Raw genomic sequence first — 2,804 nt, 5'->3', positions numbered from 1 at the left:
TTTCATCCCAGAGGCTTTTGAAAAAGTCGGCGATCGCTTCCGCAATGGCGTTCAGCTTTTCTTTCATAAAAGCGACGACTTCATTTTCCTCTTCTTTTGATGATGGTTTTTGCGTTTTCTTTTCAGAGTCGTTTGCCTTTTCTTTTTTAGCTTGGGTCGTTTCTTTTAGATCATCATCCGAAGGCGCTGAAGATGCGGTCTCTGTTGAAACCGGTTCTTCAGCAGTTGCTTCATTTTAATTTACCTCCACTGTTGCCTTTAATTTGAAACGACAGTATTCCGTCCATTTTTCTTCACCAAGTGATTTGATTTCATCGTCGTAATATTTCCAAGCTGTATACATCTTTTGCACGCGCGCATATGAAACGACCCCGAAGTATTCAACTTGTCACCCTTCCGTTACGAAAATTTCAATTAACGTAACGCTTAGCCGCTATATTTAATATAAATTCATTGTATGCGGCTTTAGCGGTACAATCAACCCCTTTACCGATACAAATTTTTTGTGTATCGTAAAAGTAACATGAGAAAGAGGAAGGAAATTATCATGCCAATATCAATCAAACTTAAGGAAATCCTTAAAGAACGTGACCTTTCACAACGTGAATTGGCACGTATGACAGGGCTTCGTCCCAACACTATAAGCCATTTGTGTTCAGACAATGTGGAAAGAGTGTATCTATCAACATTAGAAACGGTTTGCAAAGTGTTAGACATCGACATTCAGGAGTTAATCGAGGTGGAGTAGCCCTCTTGCTATAGTAATCGTTCTATGTACGTCAAAGTTGCGAAAAACTTTAAAAGGCAGGGAGAAAACAAAGGTAAGGTATTTGAGATGAAAATGGTAGTATCTGATGATTTTAAGTTGCTTTGTTGCAAATAATTCCATCAAATAGGGCATACATTTTAAGTAGTTTGTACGTCTTTATAATTTGGTAGAATATCATATAAGGATTACAAGGGTTATATTTACTCTCTAATAAATAAGCTGTTTATTCGGCACTGGATAGCCCCTACACAAAAAAAGAAACCTTGAAAGGCATTAAGCCAATCAAGGTTTTAATTTTATCAATCTATCCGATTTAATATTTTCTCTACCACTTCTAATCCTAAGTGGTAAAAATTCTCTTCTAATTTTGTAAATCGGATTTCTTCTAATTCATTTATTAGTGAATGTTTAAATCCCTCTAATTCGTCAGGAAATATTGCTGTTTCTAACCTATTTTGAAATTCAACTAAGCCATATTCTTTTCCTTTAAACTTACTGCATAATTGCTTTATATGATTTCTATCTGCCATGTAACCACCTACTTTGTAATTATGGTAACAACTGCCCCCTGCTTATTAGTTATTACTTGTAAAGTTCCTGATGTATATGATATATTTCCATTTTGTTGAACCACAGGCTTGGCATTTCTTATTACATCTTCTACATATGTTGGAGATACACTTCTTCCATAGTCCCCACCTGCTTGAGTTATTGGACTTCCATATCTTTTTCCACTTGGCTGCATTCTGTCAACTGCATGTTTAGAATAATGTCTATCTCCTACTTTGGCATATGTTTGTCCATTAACATTAACCTTTTTATAATCACTCCAAGAACCCCATAATATCTTACTAATTTACTAAAGTTGCCCCAACGCATCGCCAGGATTTCTTCAAATGTCGGCGCAGCTGGCGGCGGTGGTGGTGCTGCCGGGCCTCCGGATCCTCCGCTTCCTCCTTTGCCTCCTCCAGAACCTCCAGAACCTGGTTTCGGTTTTGGCTCTGGTTTTGGTGTTGTGGCGGTGTTGGATCTTAACCACACCGCTGTTTGGATGCGGAGCTTTACAAAGATCCCCCGCGCCAACCAGGATACAATGCCCGCTTGGCGTCTATTCTCCTCCACCCCTAAAAGTAAAGGTGACGGTTATTATCAACATAACCACCACCCTATAACATCCTTAATTATATATTTCTTTTTTTCTCTTCAGAAACAAGTCTATTGCTTTTGTTTCCTGTTCACTTAATCCATCAAAATGTTCCTCAGAATGTACTAATTCATAATATCCCCAAATAGCAGAAACAGTTTCCTCATAGCCAAAAAACTTGTAATACCATTGTTCAGGGACCTTATTATCAATCACTACAAATAAGTCCGCCGGGTACCAATAAGGAGTTTCACAGTCGTCAAATAACAGATACCTTAACCCATCCTCATAGAATAATATGCCATGAACGTTATATTCTCTATGAATTGTTATTTCATTATAGGTTGTCTTTTGAGTAAGACCTTGCCTTACCTTTCTTGGGCTAAATAAATAGCCCTCATTTAAAACACACCTAACCACCATACATTATTCATTCCTTCACTTAAATTTAAAGTCATCATACTTTCTTGTTCTGGTATTGTAATTAAAGTGAATATTTATATTCCCTTTTGAAGTTTTCACTATTCTCTGCATTTTTACCCATCCTTCGGACCCGAGCCACCTTTTGTCTTTCATCTTGCTTCTTGAGACTACTTCTCTAGCTCCTGCCAGTGGATTGGATAATACTTGTTTCATAGCTAATTGTTCTTGAAGACTGTTTGCTATTGTTCGTCCAGTTGAACCTCTGCCTAATGACTTATTTTTTATTAAATGATTAAGGTTGCCCGTACCCTTAATTGAATTAATAAAATTTATAATTTTTTTATTTGAAGAACTGGCAAAAGAACGAATGGATTTATAAGCCGCAGGAACTTTTGTTACAAATAGAGTGTCATAGGCCATTCTGCCTAACACTCTTAATTTACTCATAGGTGGACTATACGGACTTTC

The 2,804-nt window shown here is 37.2% G+C and carries 6 protein-coding genes and 1 pseudogene; 2 read left to right on the top strand and 5 right to left on the bottom strand.

Going from position 1 to position 2,804, the window contains the following annotated elements:
* Together CU635_RS23480 and CU635_RS17985 are read left to right on the top strand one after the other, a co-directional pair.
* Window positions 1-239 (top strand): hypothetical protein (locus CU635_RS23480; protein ID WP_180960022.1); only part of this gene is annotated, 239 nt, incomplete at its 5' end.
* 308 nt (window positions 240-547) lie between these two features.
* A complete protein-coding gene (locus CU635_RS17985; RefSeq protein WP_101578764.1) occupies window positions 548-748 on the top strand; it encodes a helix-turn-helix domain-containing protein in 201 nt (66 codons plus the stop codon).
* A gap of 320 nt (window positions 749-1,068) precedes the next feature.
* Here the strand turns inward: CU635_RS17985 and CU635_RS17980 are convergent, their stop codons facing one another.
* From CU635_RS17980 to CU635_RS23930, 5 genes and pseudogenes are all read right to left on the bottom strand, one after another.
* Entirely contained in the window at window positions 1,069-1,299 is a 231-nt protein-coding gene (locus CU635_RS17980; protein ID WP_101578763.1) for a hypothetical protein, read from the bottom strand.
* Between the two features lie 8 nt (window positions 1,300-1,307).
* A complete protein-coding gene (locus CU635_RS17975; protein ID WP_180955760.1) occupies window positions 1,308-1,514 on the bottom strand; it encodes a hypothetical protein in 207 nt (68 codons plus the stop codon).
* Window positions 1,515-1,549: 35 nt separating this feature from the next.
* A complete protein-coding gene (locus CU635_RS23475; protein WP_180955761.1) occupies window positions 1,550-1,852 on the bottom strand; it encodes a hypothetical protein in 303 nt (100 codons plus the stop codon).
* A 94-nt stretch (window positions 1,853-1,946) separates the two neighbouring features.
* Entirely contained in the window at window positions 1,947-2,336 is a 390-nt protein-coding gene (locus CU635_RS17965; protein ID WP_101578762.1) for a phosphoribosylaminoimidazole synthetase, read from the bottom strand.
* Between the two features lie 15 nt (window positions 2,337-2,351).
* Window positions 2,352-2,804 (bottom strand): annotated as a pseudogene (locus CU635_RS23930) (hypothetical protein); the annotation flags it as partial.

The sequence above is a fragment of the Bacillus canaveralius genome, assembly GCF_002860125.1.
GTDB classification, from domain to species: Bacteria; Bacillota; Bacilli; order Bacillales; family Cytobacillaceae; genus Bacillus_BJ; species Bacillus_BJ canaveralius.
The sequence above is the reverse complement of the archived record's forward strand: the minus strand, read 5'-3'. Positions and strand labels throughout refer to the sequence as shown.

Coding starts and splice junctions, on each gene's coding strand:
- CU635_RS17975 (WP_180955760.1), bottom strand. CDS start 1,514: ATGCAGCCAAGTGGAAAAAGATATGGAAGTCCAATAACTCAAGCAGGT.
- CU635_RS17965 (WP_101578762.1), bottom strand. CDS start 2,336: ATGGTGGTTAGGTGTGTTTTAAATGAGGGCTATTTATTTAGCCCAAGA.
- CU635_RS17980 (WP_101578763.1), bottom strand. CDS start 1,299: ATGGCAGATAGAAATCATATAAAGCAATTATGCAGTAAGTTTAAAGGA.
- CU635_RS17985 (WP_101578764.1), top strand. CDS start 548: ATGCCAATATCAATCAAACTTAAGGAAATCCTTAAAGAACGTGACCTT.